This window comes from Thalassoglobus sp. (assembly GCF_048270125.1).
GTDB lineage: Bacteria > Planctomycetota > Planctomycetia > Planctomycetales > Planctomycetaceae > Thalassoglobus.
In genome coordinates, this window is sequence record NZ_JBLWTN010000017.1 from 1 (window position 1) to 18,166 (window position 18,166).

Here is an 18,166-nt window from a genome sequence, read left to right on the forward strand (position 1 = left end):
GAGACCGTCAGTTTGAATGGGACCGACCGAATCATGTCTATTGGCGCCTCACTTCGGTGAGTGATGCCGGATGGATGCCTGGAAAATCCCGCAATCGTCTCACTCCCGACTTGACAGAAACTTCCTCATGGATGCTCTACCGTGTGCCCGTGAAGAACTCATTTCTCCAGTAAAAATTTCTCTAGTAAAAATGCTGTTCGCCACGAGGCAGATCCTGCAAACCAATTTGAAAGATGCTCATAAGTGGCATCATTTATTCAGGCTTGTCAGGTCCGACCAAATAAATCCACACGTTTTACATTGCGTTTCTGAGTAGTCGACACCGTCTGCTCAGAAACGTTTTTTTATGCGCCGACGCAGCTCCCTTTATCGAGAGGAAATCGTACCTCGGTTCGAAGTCTGCTTGGTCTACTGATCTCAATCGTATAGGTATTGATGCGTGGGCTTGTGAATCATGTCAGTCTGTTCAATAAATCGTTGAACTCGGCGACTCGTTCGTTCATCGTGCGGATTGATCAATGGAGCAGTTTGCTCTACCGTGTACTCCTGCAGAACACGTTTCGCCAGTAAAATTGCTGTTCGCCATGATGATGAGAACCTCAGAAGTATTCTGGAGACAATACCAAAGCTTCTGAAATTGATATGATTCACTTGGGTTACGATTTGTTTTCAAGATTTTGCCAGAGCTCATTCATGTCCTATCGAACTTTACTTTTCAGTGTCGCCCTTCTTGCCAGCGTCCCCGTTCAAGCAGCGGAAGTGATTTCAATTGCTGGTAACGGCGAAAGGCAATTCTCAGGCGATGGAGGACCAGCAACAGAAGCGGGAGTTGGGAACCCTTTCGGTGTTGTGATCGGTCCCGATGGAGCCCTTTATATTTGTGAAGTTTCGAATGATCGCGTCAGAAGACTCGACCTCAAGACGGGGATCATCTCAACTGTCGCTGGCACAGGCGAGAAAGGCTACTCCGGAGACGGTGGTCCTGCGACTGAGGCCAAACTCAATGAACCCTACGAGGTTCGTTTTGCGGCCAATGGGGATATGTATTTCGTTGAGATGATCAACGCCGTAGTCCGTAAGGTTGATGCCAAGTCTGGAATCATCTCGACCGTTGCCGGGACGGGACAACCTGGATTTGGAGGCGACGGTGGCGACGCGACAAAGGCACAACTCAACCGTCCGCATTCCATCGTTTTGGATTCAAAAAACAATCTGTACATTTGTGATATCGCCAATCATCGAATTCGGCGAGTTGATCTTGGGACGGGTATTATCGAGACATTCAGCGGTACTGGTTCAAAAGCGAAAACTCCCGATGGGGCACCAGTTTCAGGAACTCCACTCAATGGCCCCCGCGCCCTCGATTACGATGGCAAGGACAACTTGTTTCTGGCTCTGCGTGAAGGCAATGCTCTGTACCGGATCGATTTGAAAGCTGGTACGCTGCATCATCTGGCAGGGACTGGCAAGAAAGGGTACTCCCAAAGTTCTCCTGCGAAAACCGCCCTGCTCTCCGGACCGAAAGGGGTCGCGGTTGCAGCGAATGGTGACGTCTATCTTGCGGATACAGAAAGTCACACCATTCGAGTTTATCGGGCGAAATCGAAACTCATTGAAACCGTCGTTGGTGACGGAAAACTCGGAGATGGTCCAGACGGAAACCCTCTCACTGCCCGACTTGCCCGACCACACGGAATTTGTCTCGACTCGCACGGAAATATCTACATTGGTGACAGTGAAAATGACCGTGTCCGCGTGGTTCGAAATCGCTCAAAGGTTTCTGAGTAGACCAACCTGAAATCTTCGCTGCGAGATGTTTGTCGAATTACGTTTTCTGGATTTCAACAATCAACCCAGCCTCGGCTATGGCAAAATCTAAACTTTCGGAAAACGTTCGTCAGGCATCCCGGCAGGAGCAATTTCTCAACGTTATTGACCGAGACGAAGCAACACGGCGCTTCCAGTCCAGCTTAACTCTCAAGCCGTTGGGGGTTGAAAACATTCAGCTCGATGATCTTCATGGTCGGGTGTTAGCACAAAATATCCAGGCGAAGATCGATGTTCCTGGGTTTGATCGTTCCAACGTCGACGGATTTGCCGTCATCGCCGAGGAGACTGCTGGGGCTCAGGAGGAGTCTCCCTGCTTCCTGAAGATCAACAATGAATCGCTCCTCCCGGGGCAACGGCCGAATGCCATCGTTACCCCTGGGACATCAACACCTATTTCAACCGGTGGCATGGTTCCCCGTGGCGCGAATGCGATCGTGATGATTGAAGAGACCGACCTGTGCGAGCAGGATGGTGTCGAGACCGTTGCGATTTCCCGTTCTGTCGCACCGGGGAATATGATCACCTACGCGGGCACTGATATCGCTCAGGGTGAAACGGTCCTTTGGGGAGGAACGAAGTTGACGTCCCGGGAGATTGGTCTCCTCGCTTCGCTCGGTCAAACGGATGCTCCAGTTTTCAAGTCCCCGCGTGTCGCCATCATTTCGACAGGTGACGAAGTTGTTGCACCGGGCGAGCCTTTACCGGTCGGTTCTATCTATGACTCAAACGCAGCGATCCTTTCAGCAGCGGTCAAGGAATGCGGAGGGACTCCTGTTTTTATTGGGCGGGTTAAAGATGAGGCAGACCAGCTTCAGGAGATGATCAACACTGCACTGGAGCAAGATGTCGTCTTGCTTTCAGGAGGGACTTCGAAGGGGGCTGGCGATATTTCATACCGTATCGTGCAGCAATTCAACGACCCCGGGATTGTGGCTCATGGTGTTGCACTCAAACCGGGAAAGCCGATCTGCATGGCGGTGACCCGAGGCAAACCGGTTGTCATTCTTCCTGGATTTCCAACCTCAGCGATTTTTACATTCCATGAATTTGTCGCTCCCGTGATTCGTAAGCTTGCCGGTCAGCCAGTTGAAAATCGAAAAACGGTTCGAGCGAAATTGCCGATCAAAGTGAACTCGGACCGTGGAAGAACAGAATATCTTCTGGTTCGCTTGTTTGAATCTGATGGCAAACGCTACGCCTATCCGATGGGAAAAGGTTCAGGCTCGGTGACCACTTTTTCTCTTGCAGATGGGTTCCTGTCGATTCCTCAGCATAGTGAAATACTGTCTTCCGGGATTGAGGTTGAAGTGACGCTTCTCGACGAAGAACTTCAAACAAGTGATCTTGTTGTGATCGGGAGTCATTGTGTCGGACTCGATTTGTTACTTGGAAAATTACGACAACAGGACCTTAAACCTTCAATCATGCACGTCGGCAGTGAAGCGGGGTTGGCAGCTGTGCAGCGAGGCGAATGCCACCTGGCCGGAGTTCACCTGCTGCATCCTGAGACGAACATCTACAACGTTCCGTTTCTCACCGAAGAGCTCTCGCTCATCAAAGGGTATCGGCGTATGCAGTCGTTTGTTTGCCGAAGCGACGACGAGCGGTTTTCTGGACTTGATGGCAAATCAGCAATCCAGGCTGCGTTGAATGCGAGTGATTGCTCGATGGTCAATCGCAACCCCGGGAGCGGAACTCGAATACTGACCGACCAACTGCTCCAGCAGTTGAATGAGAGTGGTCGACCTCCGCATGGCTATGCGATGCAAGTCAAATCACACAACGCAGTCGCCGCTGCAATCAGGCAGCATCGAGCCGATTGGGGGATCGCCATCGACTCGGTCGCGAACGACTACGGCCTTCAGAGCTTCCCTTTACAGGAAGAGCATTTTGATTTTGTAATCCGCAAAGAGATCTTACAGCAACCACAAATTGCTGCTTTTCAAAAACTGCTTCAGCAACCTGAAGTTCAAGCGGAACTTGAACAAATTGGTTTTCAAGTCGTTCCTCAGGAAGCTGGGTTTCTTGTCAATCTGTAGCACTGTGCTGCCGAAAGTTTTACCGCAGCGATGTCAATAATTCTTTTGCAGCGCTGGCAAAAATCAAGGTGTCAACCCCCGCCGTAATGAGCGTGCATCCCCGTTCGATGTATGGCTGGACTGCTTCTCCGGTCACTCCAAACCACCCGATGGGAATCTTCGCGTTCTGGCAGGTTTGGATCACATGGTTGATCGCTTCCACAACTTCCGGGTCATCCACTTGCCCCATTTTTCCCATGCTGGCAGCGAGGTCGTACGGGCCGACTTGGACCGCATCAATGCCCTCCACGTTGACAATGGATTCAATGTTTTCAACAGATTGATAGTGCTCCGCTTGCACGATCACCGCGATCCGGTCATTTGCGTTTTCCACATAGTCACCAAACTTCAAGCCATATCCGTGTGCCCGAGCCAGGCCGACTCCGCGCGATCCCATTGGAGCATATCGGGACCAGCTGACGACGTTCTTCGCATCTTCAACTGTGTTGACCATCGGGACGATGACTCCATCGGCACCGAGGTCGAGCACTTTCTTGATCGGCACTTCTTCGACAGCTGGCACGCGCACGACACATCCCAGTCGATGACCGACAGCCTGCAAGATGGCTCCGACGTCTCCCGTTTCCAGCGGACCATGTTCACCATCAATAAACAGCCAGTCAAAACCGAGCTCCGCCAGAATTTCGGATGTCGCAGGAGTCGTCAATGTCACCATGGTTCCGAGCAGGAGTTCGTGATGAATTAACTGAGATCGAAAATTGTTCGCCATAACCGCTTTCCCAAAGTGTGCTGTCTTCTGTGATGAAACGATGATCGTACCACAACTTCATAAAGTCAAACGGGACGCGTTGCGGAAAGATTCTGTCTATTGAGCCACTTTTTTCACTGAATAAAGAGATGGTCCTGGAAATTTTCTCGATCAGCTTGAACTGGAAACAGATGACCCCAATACTTCACATTCAAGTTCTTTGATCGATTCAACCTGCTTGTCAGCTGTGGATGACAAGCACCTGAGCAGGATTTTGATGATGCGTACTTCGATGTATTTCGCACTCGCCTTTGCATTCACTCCGATGTTGCAGGCGTTCTCGGCTGATGAGACTCAGCCTGTTCGTATGGGCTGCGGAATGATGACATTCGACACGGTCCCCGGCTGGGGGTTAGGAGAAGACGGGAAGTCCGTATTGGGGCCAACGCACGGTGGGGTGGTTATCGACAGCGAAGGGAACATTTACACGAGCGCGAACATGGGAGTGTTTGTCTTTTCCCCTGATGGAAAAGTTGTTCGACGATTCCTTGGTGATGCCCACTCCAACATCCACGATATGGAAATCCGCAAGGAGGGGGATGAAGAATTTATCTACGGTGCCCGAAATGCAGCCGGCGAAGGAATTAAGTTCAGCGCCGAAACAGGGGATATCGTTTTGAAACTTCCGTTTCCGGAAGAGTCTGGGCTCAAGCTTAAAAAGTTTGCTCCCACTGCGATCACTGTCGCTCCCAACGGAGATATTATCTTGTCGGATGGTTATGCGAGTAACCATATTTTCAAGTTCGACAAGAACGGAAAATACCTCATGCACTTCGGAACCAAAGGGAACGATCTCAAGCAGTTCAATACCGCACACGGGATGACTATAGATACCCGCTACGACCCGCCCCGGTTGCTGATCTGCGATCGGAACCATCAACCCAAGGGCCGCTTGCTGCATTATGACCTCGACGGAAACTTTATTGAGGAAGTCATCACCGGTTTAGGGATGCCGACCTCCGTCTCTGTGCAGGGCGATTATGTTTCAGTTCCTGATTTACATGGCCGATTAGTGATCCTCGACAAAAGCAACACGATCATGGCAGTCCTTGGTCACAATCCAGATCCTAAGACTCGTGGAAGTTTCAACGTTCCTCAAGACAAATGGATTGAAGGAATTTTCAGTGGGACGCATGGCTCTTACTGGGACAAAGATGGCAATCTCTACGTTCAGGACTGGAACGTCTCCGGACGTCTTATGAAACTGGTCCGCGTCAAAGAGTAACCACAACACGAACGAGAACCACTTCAAGTTTTGAATTCATAGCAGCTCAAACGCCCTCGTTCCTCATGAATGCGGGCGTTTTTTATAGGTGTTGTTCCTGCACCTGCAGAAACAGACAGACATCAACATGCGAAGTTGGAATTTCCTCCGCCTTTTGTCGTCTCACTTCACCTGCCTATAGAGTGAAAACCGAGTCTGATCGTCGAAAACTCATCCACAGACTTGAGCTTCCTGAAGTGCTCCTGAGATGACGTTTCTTTGATGGTGCGATTGCAGAATTCATGAGGATTGAACACACTCTGACTCATGCAGAATTGTTGATCCTTCCTCGATGAGCCGACTATGAACGAAATTCCCGCACCCCGTCCCTGGTACACCCGGATTGGTCCCGGACTCATCACCGCCTGCGTAGTGGTTGGTCCCGGAAGTATCATGACGAGCTCCACAGTGGGAGCCAACAATGCTTATTCGCTCCTCTGGATTGTCGTTGCTTCCGTCGCCTTCATGATGGTCTACATGACGATGGGGGCACGCCTGGGAGTCGTTGCTAAGGAGTCACCGGGTGACCTGATTCGCAAGAGAACGGGAAAATGGCTCGCAGTTCTCGTTGGGGGGTGTGTCTTTTTCATCTCGGCAGCGTTTCAATCGGGCAACAACATTGGTGTTGCCGCAGCCTTTGAAGCATTCATTGATTCGAAACAAATTGTGACAGGTCTGGTCATCATTTTTAATGTCATTGCGATTTCGTTTCTGTTTGCCTTTAAAGACATGTACAAAATGCTTGAGAGGCTGATGATGACGTTCGTCGGTCTCATGTTAGTCAGCTTCGCAGTGAACCTGGTCCGCCTTAAACCTGACCTGAACGCCATGATGTGGGGGTTTGTCCCGAATCTGGATCAGATTGATACTTCAAAAGCAGAGAACATGCTTCCGTTGCTTGGCCTGATGGGGACAACTTTTGTGATCTCGGCTGCGTTCTATCAGGCTTATCTGGTTCATCAAAAAGGATGGGGGCTTGAGCAACTCAAGAGTGGTCTAGTCGATGCCCGTGTTGGATCGGTCATCATGGCATTGATCACAATCATGTTGATGTCGACCGCAGCAGCCGGTTTGTATACCGGAGAGGTCGTTAGACTCAACAATCCAGTTGACGTCGCAAAGTCGCTGGAGGAAACATTTGGAGCGAGTGGAAAAATCGTTTTCTGTCTGGGGCTGTTTTCGGCGGCGTATTCTTCGTTCATCGTGAATTCAATGATCGGGGGCTTTACCCTTTCTGATGGATTGGGATTGGGAAGCAAGCCGACAGATCTCTGGCCTCGCTTGATGACCACGCTCGCACTTCTGACCGGCATGGCGGTCGGTGTCGCTACGCTCGCATTCGACTTTGACCGAACTCCGACCATCATCGCAGCTCAGGCGGTCACCGTTGTTGGCGCCCCGCTGGTCGCTGGAGTTCTTCTCTGGTTAACGAGTCGTAAAGACATCATGGGTGAGCATGTCAACAGCACGTTTACGAATGCATTCGCAGGTTTGGGGCTGGTGTTGCTGATCGCCATGGCTGGCAAGACTGCGTTTTACGATCTCCCTGCGAAATATCAGAAATGGCAGGAGGACTCTAAGAAAACTGCCACAGTCCACGTTTTCGACAGTGATCAATTGTTCTCGAATCATTTCGAAAACCTACTTCGAGACCGCTCATGCTAACCGAATCTCAACTCTCGACATTCCAGGAAACGGGGCACCTGACCGTTGAGGATGTCTTCACGCAAGAAGAAATTGCGAAGGCGCTGCATGACATCGAATTGTGGAGCGAAGAGTTTCTTGCACAGATGAGCGAAGAACAACGTCGCTGGTTTCTCGAAGGGGGAGGGACCGCTCAGACACTCCGTAAACTGGACAATCCGGCGTATCATCGAGAACAATTTCAGCAGATGGCGAAACATCCCGATGTGGTCGCGATCGTCGAACAATTGATTGGCTCCGGGGTTTCCGTTTTTTTCAGCCAGGTCTTTATGAAACCGCCAGAAGTTGGCGGACCGAAGCCGGTCCATCAGGACAACTTCTATTTTGGTCCCAATGATCTCGATGCAACATTAACGGTCTGGATTGCACTCGATGAGGCGACCATTGAAAACGGTTGCCTCTACTACGGAGACGGAAGCAATCAACGTGAAGTCCTCGAACATTTCGCACCTGAGGATGAACCGTTCAACCTGCAAGTCCCCGCAGACTTGATGAAGCAATTCGAAATGACACCTGCTCCTGTCCCCAGCGGCGGAATTTCCTTTCATCACGGGAACACATTGCATCAATCATCGAGTAACACCAGTCAGCGACCTCGCCGCGCAGTTGCGTTTCACTACTTAAGGAATGACGCAAAATTAACAAAGCCGGGCTTGCCGTACGATCCCGATATCGTTGTCAAAGTCAGCTGACTCTGAGCAGAGCATTTTCAATGCTTGTTGTGCCCGTCAAGGTCACTATCATGACTCCATTGGCTGCGTCGCTCTGATGCTGAACGTGAAGAGCAGGTTGAAGTTGACCTATGCTCTGCGTCTCGATGCCACAGTCCCTTGGTGATGAATTTTCCCCGTAAAGAACGGCATACTTATGCTTGAAGACTATTTGCCGAAGCGGGTCAACACTGGACGGTGGGTTCCCGCGTATACGTTGGACGCACTTCGCGAATTGCCAGAAGAAACGGAGTTCGTCCTTCCGGTCTGTTCGCTTGGGACTTCATATTCTGATCTCGAAAAACTCGGCACGTTTATACTCCCTCCGTTGTTTCGTGAGGCACTAACGACTGAATTGAAAGACCGGTTGGTCAGCCGCATCGTCGAGTGCTTCCCAAATTACGCCTCGGCGGAGAATCGGAAGCGAGTTAAGGTTGTCGAACTCCCCGAAGAGGCTCTCCCCGAGGCAGAATCGCCGCGAATTTTGGCGTTCAGCGTGGATACTGCAGTCGAAGAACATGGTCCGCATCTCCCCTTGGGGACGGACACGATTCAAAGCTACAGTGTGCTTGATCAACTGGCCTCTGAATTCACAGGTTTCCATCTGGCAAGACCACTGGAGTACGGCCAATTGACCTGGGGACTGCCGTTTGGATATAGCGTCGACATCACCACAGATTTACTGACTCCATATGTCACCGGTTATTGCAACGCAGTCATCGATTGGCTGAAACCGGAAGCCTTGTATGTTGTGGATGTTCACGGATCAATCACTCATCGGCAGGCCATTGTTGATGGTCTTCGGGAGAGCAATGCGAGACATTGGGCGTTCCGTTGGCTGCACGATCCCTTGCCGGAGTTTGCTTCGGAACGTGGCGATCAACATGCAGGTGGGGTTGAAACGATTCTCGTGGAACGAGTCAGCAAAGATTTGCTCGACTCAAGCTGGTGGCCAGATCGAATCGACGATTTGGCTGCGCGTCAAATGTCATTCGAGAAAGCCGTTGAACTGACCCCGAATCTTGATGGCTTCTGCGAGTTTGTCAAAGAGCACCATTCGAATGGGATTATCGGCGATATTCACAATTACCACCGTCTTGATAAACAGGTCTTGTTTGGTCGCATGCTTGAGGTCGCCCGAAGTGATGTCCAGAAACTTTTCGAGGGCGAAGAATCCGACTCGCAATCAGCGGGACAAAATTTATGGTAAGCAATGAATTCACAATCCGCGAAATGACGGAAGCCGATGTCCCGTTCGGTCTCAGTTTGGGAGAAATGTCAGGTTGGAATCAGGTTCCGGCAGATTGGCTGCGAATTTATCGCTACGAACCACAGGGTTGCTTTGTCGGCATGATGAATGAGGCACCAGTTGCAACAATTTCCACGACGACCTACGGGACTGACCTGGCCTGGATCGGTATGATGCTCGTACATCCTGATTTTCGCCGACAGGGAATCGCAACCGCACTGATGAAACATGTGATTGCCTGGCTGGAAGAGCGTGGAACGGAGTGCATCAAACTGGATGCGACACCTGCTGGTGCAACTGTCTACGAACAGCTTGGCTTCAAACGGGAGTGGGATTTTCACCGATACGAAAAACCGGGCGATGTGGGGACCGTCGAGAACGTTGAAGGTCTGGAGGATTTCCAGGTCGAACAATTCGACAAGAAGGCATTTGGGGTGGACCGGTCTGAGTGGTTGTCGCGTCTGGCAGCCGATTCGAAAGTCGTATCTCAGCAAAATGGATACGGGATGTTGCGTCCGGGGAGATTAGCAACCTACTTAGGTCCGGTGATTGCAGAAACTCCTGATCTTGCGGAAGACCTGATCCATCAATTGATTTCAGAGCAACATAAGACGATCTTCTGGGATGCTCCCGGTCCAAATACCGATGCCGTTGAACTGACTAAGAGATTCGGTTTTCAACCCGTTCGACCACTCATTAGGATGTGGCGCGGGGAGAATCTCGTTGTAGGAAACGTGAACAAGCAATACGCTCTGGCATCTCCTGCAACTGGGTAACCATTTTAGTCGGAGAGATACTCTCCTGCGAACCGAGATATTGAACAGACAGGTCGAAACAATGAATCAAAGTTTACCCGAATCAATCCGAGATGAAGCTCACCTTGAAGAACTTCTCAGTGAACCGACTGAAGGAGCGATTGAAGCACTTCGAAAAGTTCCCGGTGATATTATTCTGCTCGGAGCGGGTGGGAAAATGGGGCCATCTCTTTCCAGAATGGTAAAGCGGGCCGCCGACGCAGCCGGAACACCACGGCGAGTGATAGCTGTCAGCCGGTTTTCAGATGCGTCACTTCCGAAACAGCTCAATGAGTTCGGAATCGAAACGATCTCAGGTGATTTGCTCGACGAAGAGTTCATTGCTTCTCTTCCCGATGTTCCTAATGTCATTTTCATGACGGGGGCCAAGTTCGGAACATCAGGGGATGAATCGCTGACCTGGGCAATGAATGTCTGGTTGCCATCGGTTGTCTGTCGCAAGTATCGCAACAGCCGGATCACTGCTTTCTCAACAGGAAATGTGTATCCGCTGGTCTCGATTGAGTCTGGCGGTTCAGTCGAAAGTGACCCTTTACAGCCCATCGGCGAATACGCCAACACTGCGGTTGGTCGAGAGAGAATGTTCTCCTACTTCTGCAATCGTGAAGGAAACCCAACCAGCCTTGTCCGATTGAATTACTCCGTCGAAATGCGTTACGGCGTCCTTGTCGATCTGGCGAAGCAAGTGATGGCTGGAGGACCGATTGACGTTTCAATGGGCTATGCAAATGTCATCTGGCAGGCAGACGCCAATGCAATGACGATCCAGTCAATGGCCGATGCTAGCTCACCCGCTTTTGTTGTGAACGTTTCAGGACCAGAGATTTTCTCGACCAAAGAAATTTGCGAACGATACGCTGAGCTGTTCGGAACTTCTGTCGAATTCACCGGCGAACCCGCACCAACGGCACTGCTCAACAATGGTTCATTCGGTCACCAGCGATACGGAGCCCCGCGCGTCTCGCTGGAGCAACTGCAAACCTGGATTGCCGACTGGTTGAAGCGGGATCAAGTCACCTGGGGTAAACCAACTCACTTCGAAGTCCGAGACGGAAAATTTTAACAGCCCGAGGCCCTTGGGAACCGAGAGAACTGAAACTGCAGTAATGGCCGAGCAATAGACGCTGGACCAGAGACTGAGGGGGCATCCCAATGTCAGCTTTCGCCATAGAAGCAAGAAACGAAAAAACGCCGCAAGTCTATATGACTGCGGCGTTTATCAGTGCACCCGGCTGGACTCGAACCAGCGACCTCATGCATGTCAAGCATGCACTCTAACCAACTGAGCTACGGGTGCTTTGGTGCGAAACTTTATCTCGCTGGGAACGTTGCGTCAAGCAACCTTTTTGATTCAATATTCTCTTTGAATTCGGGCTCTATCCACTCTGCTCTCTTTTTGCCTGTGGAGAGGCATCGAAGAAACCTGCCGGTTTTCACCCCTGAAGGATTGTAGGGAGTCTGATTCGGGGCAAACTGGTCTCACGATCCTTGCTTCTCTATTCGGACGGTGATTACTCACGGCATCAGCGGACGTTTGGGATTCTGTGCTTGTTTCAAATGACTCAGTCAGGATTGGGGATTTCTTACACTCACATTGACTGCGTTGGCTTTGGTGAATTTCATGGAAATCGCTAGTGATCTGAAGCCACAGGTAAAATTGAATCGACTGAAATTCTTGCTTGAAATGGACTTGACTCTTTGGCAAAAGAAGTCAACTTATTATGGAATTCACTTTCATTGACATCAACGTAAGTGTGAAGGTTCACTCGATTCCAGAGTCCCTTGGCCAAGGATAGTCATCCTTTTTCTTTTCGAACGTTGGCGTCATATGGATTCAATGACATCGGGAAGGCGACGAGCGACCGTTCCGAGGGGCGCGAGTTCTTTGGCGACCTTTGCTGTCATGCCGTTTGAGCAATCTGATATCTCGTGACCGGGCGTTGCATCGCGTCTTGTCACCGTTATCGCTATCGTGTGAATTCACACCGATAATTCAGGTGGGGTTATAAAGGAGAGTTTTGATGGTCGAGTGTTCCGACCCGATGATTGAGGCGAAAAGCCTTTCAAAATTTTACGGACCGTTCATTGCAACTCGGGACGTTTCATTTTCTGTCCCTCAGGGGGAGATCGCTGCGTTCCTGGGGCCGAACGGAGCTGGTAAGTCAACAACCATGAAACTGTTGACGGGTTTCCTGACGCCAAGTGAAGGAGAAGCCCGAATTGGTGGTTTCAATATGGCTGAGGACCGGATCAAGGCGAGCGAGCTGCTTGGCTACTTGCCTGAGAATGGCCCGTTATACAACGAAATGACACCTCAGGGGCTGTTGAAATACATCGGCCAGGCACGTGGAATGACTCGCGAGACGCTGAAGCAGCGACTCGAATATGTTGTCCAGAAATGCTCGTTGGAAGATGTTCTGGGAAAGCAGATTGGAAAGCTCTCCCGGGGGTATCGTCAACGTGTCGGGATGGCACATGCGTTGTTACACGATCCTCAGGTGTTGATTCTTGATGAACCGACCAGCGGATTGGACCCGAATCAAACATTCCAGGTTCGTGAGCTGATTCGGGAACTCGGTAAGACTAAGACGATTCTGCTTTCGACGCACATTCTGTCGGAAGTGGAGGCCGTTTGCGATCGAATTATTTTGATTGACCGGGGGCGAATTATTCTTGATGGCAACGTCGAGCAAATGAAGGGCGAGACTGGTCAGATGGAAGAGCAATTCCGAAAACTCACCGGGATGAACGTTGCGGGATGAGCGAGATTGTTTCGACCCGTTGCTCGTTCGGCGAACTGCGTGTTCGGTAAAGATGTCGAAGCTGAGGCAGATCGCCAGTCTGGGTTCGCTCTCATAAAACATGAAAAGAGTGGTCCGAGTCGAGTGAATCAGAACGATTTCAATAGTCGTGTTAAGGCGAATCAGAACATTTCCGTCTTCTGCACTGAGAGATTTCTCAGAGAATTTTCTCAATGAGATTTCAGCAGGAGACGACTTACGAAACTCTTGAAAAACCAAAGATATCGAGATGCGCAGCCACGTTATCCTTGCAGTATTTAAACGAAATGTGTCGAGTTACTTCTCCGGAATGCTCGGGTATTTGTTCATTGTGGTGTTTGTCGTCGCAGGGGCTTTTCTGGCATTCAACCAGAATTTCTTTGCCGACAACCTCGCCAATCTGGACCAGTTGAGCAGTCAGTTCCCGCTGTTGCTTCTGTTCATTATTCCAGCGATCACCATGACCGCCTGGGCAGATGAAAAGAAGTTGGGGACCGATGAGCTGCTGTTTACATTACCTGCTTCCGATTTCGAAATTCTGCTCGGCAAGTATCTGGCAGTCCTGTTTGTTTATACCGTCGCCCTGATGTTCTCGATCACGCATGCGTTTGTGCTGTCGGCGTTAGGAAATCCCGATTGGGGACTCATTGCGACGACCTACTTCGGTTACTGGCTGGCAGGTGGGGCACTGCTTGCTGCCGGGATGTTTGCTTCCGTGCTTACGAGTAGTGCAACTGTTGCGTTTGTGCTCGGGACCGCAATTTGTGCGATTCCTGTCTTCATCGATCGCATCCCCGGAGTTGATACATTACTGAAAGATACGTTAGGAATCACCGCTCCTTTGAGTGTTGGGGGACATCTGGAAGGATTCACAGCTGGGAAAGTGGCTTACAGCGGGATCTTCTACTTCGTCGGGCTCACCGCATTTTTCCTGTATCTGAATTCTGTTTTCATCGCCCGTCGCCACTGGGCTGGCGGAAAAAATGGTGGAGAAATGGCACTTCACTATACAGCTCGTGTCGCCTGTCTGGCAGTCGCACTGCTCAGTTTCACTTACACACTTGCCGTAGCTGGTGGAGATATCGACACGACCTCGGAACAGCTGCATACACTTTCTAAGACAACCGTCGAGACTATCAAAGGAATTGACAGCGAGAAGCCTGTGACAATTCAGGCGTTTCTCTCACCAAATGTTCCGCAGGACTACGTGCCGATTCGCAAAGAGTTGCGAGACAAATTGCGAGAGTATGATCAGCGGGGTGGGGCGAACATTCAGGTCCGATTTGTTGATGTCGAGCCATATAGCGAGGCGGCTGAGGAAGCAAGTTCTCTGGGGATTACTCCGCGACAAATTCAGAGTGAGACCAATGGTCGGTTTTCTTTAGAAGAGGTTTATCTAGGTGTTGTCCTGACAAGCGGATTTGACACCGTTGTTGTTCCTTTCTTTGATCGTGGTACACCCATCGAGTACGAATTGACACGTTCCCTTGGAACTGTTTCTAAAGCAGAACGAAAAACTGTCGGCATTCTGACGACCGATGCAGGTGTGTTTGGCGGGTTTGATCAGCGGACTTTCCGCAGTTTGCCGGAATGGCAAATCGTGACGGAGCTCGAAAAACAGTACAACATCAGAGAGGTCTCTCCGGACAGCAAAATCGAAGCTGACGTCGACGTTCTCCTCGCAGTGCTGCCATCTTCACTCACTCAGCCGCAGATGGATAACTTCGTCAATTATGTCAAAGAGGGGCACCCCGTACTCATCTTTGACGACCCATTACCGTTGTTTAATCCTCCGGGACTTCAAGGGGCTCCACTTGAACCGAAACCGAGTCCCGGTGGCGGCATGATGGGAATGCAGCAGCCAGCTGTACCGAAAGCTGACGGAGGCCGAGCGACTTCGTTGATGAAAGCTTTGGGGCTACGCTGGGATGTCAGTAAGAGTCTGTTCGATTTGCGGAATCCGCATCCTCGTTATGCGAGCGTTTTCCCGAAAGAATTGATCTTCCTCACTGAGTCCGACGACGACAATGACGACTCTCGACAAATTCCGAACAACCCCATTGCTGGGGGATTACAGGAACTCCTGCTTTATTACCCAGGAGCCATTTCGCGTGATCCTGAGACACGGTTGGAGTACATCGAGTTGCTTCGTTCTCGGCAGTCGAGCACCGGTCTGAATGACTGGAACGAAATCACACGACCGGGAATGTTTGGGGGACGACAAATGTCGGCACCGTCAACTTACAATCCGGACGATAAGCGATACACGATCGCTGCGTTGGTTCAACCGAGTGGATCTTCCGAGGGAGAAGAAAAGAAGAAAGGGATCCATGCAATTTTCGTCGCTGACATCGACATGATTCACAACGTGATGTTTGACGTCTGGCAACGGCAGATGTACGACCTGAAAATCGACAATATTCTGTTTACGTTGAACTGTGTTGATTACCTCGCTGGAGATGAACGGTTTATCGATTTGCGAAAACGACGTGCAGAGCACCGAACACTCACAGAGCTTGAACGCCAGAAGAAGAAGTTCGAAGAGCGACGCAGCAACGAAGAGAAAAAAGCTGACGACGAAGCGAAACAAGCTGTCAAAGATGCCAAAGATCGTCTGGAAAAAATCCTTGCCGATTTGCGTGGTGAAATGCAAAAAGGAAACATGGATGCCGGAACGATGCAGGTCCGTCTTCAAAATGCTGCCGAAGCCGAAAATCGAAAACTGCGACAACAGGAAGAAGAAATCGAACGCGAGAAGAACGAACGTATCCGCAAAGTTCGTATCGAAACCGAACAGGAGATCCGTAAAATTGAGAACGGAAAATGGAAGTGGGCAGTCATCGTTCCACCTCTTCCTGCCATCTTCCTTGGGATCGTCGTAGTCCTGTCTCAAGTCTTCAATGAACGCCGCGGAATCGCCAAAGATCGTTTAAGGTGATTTTCTGGCGAGAAGTGAATGCCATGCTGTGAAAACATTGGCAAGCTCGTGGACGTGCCAGCGGAAAACAGCAATATGACACTTCGCCAGAGATCAACCAGTCGTCCGTTTTCGAGTTGTTTGTGTTGTGATTGATTCGCATTCAACAAAACCTGAACAAGTGAACCTAATTCGTCTCAAAGACAGCGAATGAAACTTGCTTGTTGAGGCCACATAGAATTTTGAATTTCGAGTCCCTGAAATGGGAGTGATCCATATGAGCCAGTCAGTTCGTACCATTATCTTTCTTGGCGTTGCCATCGCGTGTGTCGGGATCGGCTTTGCAACTCATACACTGAACAAACCGTCCGATCTGGATGCGTTTGTCGATGTCGGGGAACCGTTTTATCCTGACTTTACAGACCCCAATGCCGCCACCGGTTTACGTGTCGCCTCATTCAATGATGAGACCAGCAAAACTGAAGCTTTCAGCGTGGAAGTCAAAGATGGATTGTGGAGAATTCCATCTCATCACGATTATCCTGCTGATGGAGAAGATCAGCTGGCGAAAACTGCGGCCTCAATGATCGGGGTCGAACGCCAGGCGCTCATCGAACGAACAAAGGCAGCTCACAAGCGATATAACTTGCTCGACCCTCTTGATAAAGAGGTCACCGGAACGGAAGGTCGCGGAGACCGCATCACGCTGTATCAGGGAGAGGAACCGGTTGTTGACATCATCGTCGGGAAACAGGTTGAGGGTCAACAAAACCAGTATTACGTTCGAGCTGCGGGAGAAGACCGCTTCTACACAGCGAATCTTGGCGACCTGAAAATCTCAACGAAATTTTCAGACTGGATTGCTAAAGACATCCTGGACATCAATAAGTCTGATGCTCGTGAATTGATCATCAACCGCTACCAGGTTGATGAAGTACGTCGCGGTATCGTTCAAGGTGATCGCCTTACATTGCGTCGCCCAACATCGACATCTGATTGGGCTCTGGAAGGGCTCAATGCCAGCAAGGAAGAGTTGGATACCAGCAACGTCACTGCGATGCTCGACGCCCTGGATGACTTGTCTATCGTGGGAGTTCGTAGAAAGCCAAAAGGAATCAGTGCTGGATTAAAGAATGAGAGCGGCGATGGTGTGACCACCACTGATTTCGACTTGCTCGACCTTCAGGAAAAAGGCTTCTTTTTTGATCGAAGAACCGGCGGCATCCTCTCCAATGAAGGAGAAGTCCTGCTCGGAACCAGTCAGGGGGTGTTGTACGTTTTACGATTTGGCGAGGAATTTTCGGGCAGCGAAGTCGACATTGAAGTTGGTCGACAGGACAAGGATCAAGCAAAGAAAGATTCGAAAGAAAAAGCCAAAGACGAGAGCAAAAAAGAGGACGGCAAAGAGACCGAATCCGGTGAGGATGAGACTGAGAAATCGGAACCAGAACTCAAGAGCCGGTACCTGTTTGTCACAGCCCAGTTTGACGAGAGTCTGATTGGCAAGAAGCCAACACCGCCTGTAAAGCCGGAGCCTCCAAAGAAAGAAGAGACTGAAAAGTCCGCAGCTAAAGATGAGAAACCAGCTGACGATTCTCCAGCAGCGAAAGAGGCGGAATCTGGTGACACCGAAACTGAGACAGCCAAAGAAGATCTGCAGAAGACTTATGAAAAAGCTCTTGAGAAGTACGAAGAAGATCTCGAGATCTATGAGATCAAGCTGAAAGACTATGAAGAGGACATGAAGAAAGGCCAGGAGCGAGTCGATGAACTCAATCGACGTTTCGCTGACTGGTACTACGTCATCGCCGCAGACGTCTTCGATCGAATGAAGATCAATCGTGCTGATCTCGTCAAAGCGATAGAACAACCCGCAGTTGAAGAAGGGGAAAAACCAACCGTACTCCCCGGGACTCCGGCAGCAGAGAAGCCGGAAATGAAAAAACCAGCTGAACCTGCAAAAGACTCTGGCGATACAAAACCAGCCGAGATGAAACCGGAAGCATCTCCAGAAAAGCCAGCGGAGACAAAGCCAGCGGAGTCAAAACCG

General features: G+C 50.4%; 13 protein-coding genes and 1 tRNA gene. 11 read left to right on the plus strand and 3 right to left on the minus strand.

Translation table 11 applies throughout. From position 1 onward, the window contains the following. Nucleotides 1–693 precede the first annotated feature (693 nt). Nucleotides 694–1,788 (plus strand): hypothetical protein, encoded by a 1,095-nt coding sequence (locus ACN0YR_RS16975; protein ID WP_417850425.1) that lies wholly within the window; start codon nucleotides 694–696, stop codon nucleotides 1,786–1,788. Between the two features lie 77 nt (nucleotides 1,789–1,865). Further along, nucleotides 1,866–3,869, plus strand: a complete 2,004-nt coding sequence (locus ACN0YR_RS16980) for a molybdopterin biosynthesis protein (protein WP_417850426.1) — start codon at nucleotides 1,866–1,868, stop codon at nucleotides 3,867–3,869. A gap of 19 nt (nucleotides 3,870–3,888) precedes the next feature. Here the strand turns inward: ACN0YR_RS16980 and ACN0YR_RS16985 are convergent, their stop codons facing one another. Further along, a complete protein-coding gene (locus ACN0YR_RS16985; RefSeq protein WP_417850427.1) occupies nucleotides 3,889–4,638 on the minus strand; it encodes an HpcH/HpaI aldolase family protein in 750 nt (249 codons plus the stop codon). Between the two features lie 256 nt (nucleotides 4,639–4,894). Between ACN0YR_RS16985 and ACN0YR_RS16990 the strand changes: the two genes are divergently transcribed. The 6 genes from ACN0YR_RS16990 (at nucleotide 4,895) to ACN0YR_RS17015 (ending at nucleotide 11,482) form a co-directional block, all read left to right on the plus strand. After that, nucleotides 4,895–5,902 carry a 6-bladed beta-propeller gene (locus ACN0YR_RS16990; protein WP_417850428.1) on the plus strand — a complete coding sequence of 336 codons (1,008 nt, stop codon included), beginning with the start codon at nucleotides 4,895–4,897 and terminating at the stop codon, nucleotides 5,900–5,902. Nucleotides 5,903–6,244: 342 nt separating this feature from the next. Continuing rightward, nucleotides 6,245–7,606, plus strand: coding sequence for an Nramp family divalent metal transporter (locus ACN0YR_RS16995; protein WP_417850429.1), 1,362 nt, complete (start codon nucleotides 6,245–6,247; stop codon nucleotides 7,604–7,606). Continuing rightward, nucleotides 7,600–8,337, plus strand: a complete 738-nt coding sequence (locus tag ACN0YR_RS17000; protein ID WP_417850430.1) for a phytanoyl-CoA dioxygenase family protein — start codon at nucleotides 7,600–7,602, stop codon at nucleotides 8,335–8,337. The genes ACN0YR_RS16995 and ACN0YR_RS17000 overlap by 7 nt, the downstream gene beginning before the upstream one ends. A gap of 175 nt (nucleotides 8,338–8,512) precedes the next feature. After that, nucleotides 8,513–9,565: a creatininase family protein gene (locus tag ACN0YR_RS17005; protein WP_417850431.1), complete on the plus strand. Its 1,053-nt coding sequence runs from the start codon at nucleotides 8,513–8,515 to the stop codon at nucleotides 9,563–9,565. Next, nucleotides 9,559–10,380, plus strand: coding sequence for a GNAT family N-acetyltransferase (locus ACN0YR_RS17010; RefSeq protein ID WP_417850432.1), 822 nt, complete (start codon nucleotides 9,559–9,561; stop codon nucleotides 10,378–10,380). Before ACN0YR_RS17005 ends, ACN0YR_RS17010 begins: the two co-directional genes overlap by 7 nt. 61 nt (nucleotides 10,381–10,441) lie before the next feature. Next, nucleotides 10,442–11,482 carry an NAD-dependent epimerase/dehydratase family protein gene (locus ACN0YR_RS17015; protein WP_417850433.1) on the plus strand — a complete coding sequence of 347 codons (1,041 nt, stop codon included), beginning with the start codon at nucleotides 10,442–10,444 and terminating at the stop codon, nucleotides 11,480–11,482. Nucleotides 11,483–11,642: 160 nt separating this feature from the next. Here ACN0YR_RS17015 and ACN0YR_RS17020 read toward each other — a convergent pair. Continuing rightward, nucleotides 11,643–11,716, minus strand: a tRNA-Val gene (locus tag ACN0YR_RS17020). Between the two features lie 527 nt (nucleotides 11,717–12,243). Further along, nucleotides 12,244–12,378: a hypothetical protein gene (locus tag ACN0YR_RS17025; protein ID WP_417850434.1), complete on the minus strand. Its 135-nt coding sequence runs from the start codon at nucleotides 12,376–12,378 to the stop codon at nucleotides 12,244–12,246. A 62-nt stretch (nucleotides 12,379–12,440) separates the two neighbouring features. On the opposite strand from ACN0YR_RS17025, the gene ACN0YR_RS17030 reads away from it, so the two are divergent. The 3 genes from ACN0YR_RS17030 to ACN0YR_RS17040 form a co-directional block, all read left to right on the plus strand. After that, a complete protein-coding gene (locus ACN0YR_RS17030) occupies nucleotides 12,441–13,181 on the plus strand; it encodes an ABC transporter ATP-binding protein (protein ID WP_417850435.1) in 741 nt (246 codons plus the stop codon). 268 nt (nucleotides 13,182–13,449) lie between these two features. Next, a complete protein-coding gene (locus ACN0YR_RS17035) occupies nucleotides 13,450–16,137 on the plus strand; it encodes a Gldg family protein (RefSeq protein ID WP_417850436.1) in 2,688 nt (895 codons plus the stop codon). Between the two features lie 256 nt (nucleotides 16,138–16,393). Then, on the plus strand, nucleotides 16,394–18,166 hold a 1,773-nt coding region (locus ACN0YR_RS17040), incomplete at its 3' end, for a DUF4340 domain-containing protein (RefSeq protein WP_417850437.1).

What these genes read in the sequence shown, in the direction of transcription:
- ACN0YR_RS17015 (WP_417850433.1), top strand. Translation starts at nt 10,442, where the DNA reads ATGAATCAAAGTTTACCCGAATCAATCCGAGATGAAGCTCACCTTGAA.
- ACN0YR_RS17010 (WP_417850432.1), top strand. Translation starts at nt 9,559, where the DNA reads ATGGTAAGCAATGAATTCACAATCCGCGAAATGACGGAAGCCGATGTC.
- ACN0YR_RS17000 (WP_417850430.1), top strand. Translation starts at nt 7,600, where the DNA reads ATGCTAACCGAATCTCAACTCTCGACATTCCAGGAAACGGGGCACCTG.
- ACN0YR_RS16980 (WP_417850426.1), top strand. Translation starts at nt 1,866, where the DNA reads ATGGCAAAATCTAAACTTTCGGAAAACGTTCGTCAGGCATCCCGGCAG.
- ACN0YR_RS16975 (WP_417850425.1), top strand. Translation starts at nt 694, where the DNA reads ATGTCCTATCGAACTTTACTTTTCAGTGTCGCCCTTCTTGCCAGCGTC.
- ACN0YR_RS16995 (WP_417850429.1), top strand. Translation starts at nt 6,245, where the DNA reads ATGAACGAAATTCCCGCACCCCGTCCCTGGTACACCCGGATTGGTCCC.
- ACN0YR_RS16990 (WP_417850428.1), top strand. Translation starts at nt 4,895, where the DNA reads ATGATGCGTACTTCGATGTATTTCGCACTCGCCTTTGCATTCACTCCG.
- ACN0YR_RS17005 (WP_417850431.1), top strand. Translation starts at nt 8,513, where the DNA reads ATGCTTGAAGACTATTTGCCGAAGCGGGTCAACACTGGACGGTGGGTT.
- ACN0YR_RS17030 (WP_417850435.1), top strand. Translation starts at nt 12,441, where the DNA reads ATGGTCGAGTGTTCCGACCCGATGATTGAGGCGAAAAGCCTTTCAAAA.
- ACN0YR_RS16985 (WP_417850427.1), bottom strand. Translation starts at nt 4,638, where the DNA reads ATGGCGAACAATTTTCGATCTCAGTTAATTCATCACGAACTCCTGCTC.
- ACN0YR_RS17035 (WP_417850436.1), top strand. Translation starts at nt 13,450, where the DNA reads ATGCGCAGCCACGTTATCCTTGCAGTATTTAAACGAAATGTGTCGAGT.